Annotated in this window: 1 protein-coding gene; it reads left to right on the top strand. The window is 38.8% G+C overall.

Translation table 11 applies throughout. The annotated features are described in order from the left end of the window. The coding region (locus tag R0J92_RS25645) for a hypothetical protein (protein WP_411053764.1) at positions 1-245 on the top strand (245 nt) is incomplete at both ends.

Raw genomic sequence — 245 nt, 5'->3', positions numbered from 1 at the left:
CTATTGAGAGACAACGTCATTGAAACATATCGGGAATATAAAAATGAAAATGAAAAATATGTATTCGAGCCGGTCCTTTTCGTTCATCCAAACGAGAAGGATTTTTTAATTGACGGACAGCCCACATGGGCCGAGCCAATTAAAGATGATGCCGTTACAAAGGCAGAAGATATGAACACTCTTTTGAAAGAAAAAGTCAATCCATTCCCGGAAGTGACCGTGGCAATTGATTTTGAGGAATTTGA

The sequence above is a fragment of the Tritonibacter sp. SIMBA_163 genome, from assembly GCF_046535935.1.
Lineage (GTDB): Bacteria > Pseudomonadota > Alphaproteobacteria > Rhodobacterales > Rhodobacteraceae > Epibacterium > Epibacterium scottomollicae.
Note: the sequence above shows the minus strand (reverse complement) of the source record. Positions and strands in the feature narration are given on the sequence as shown.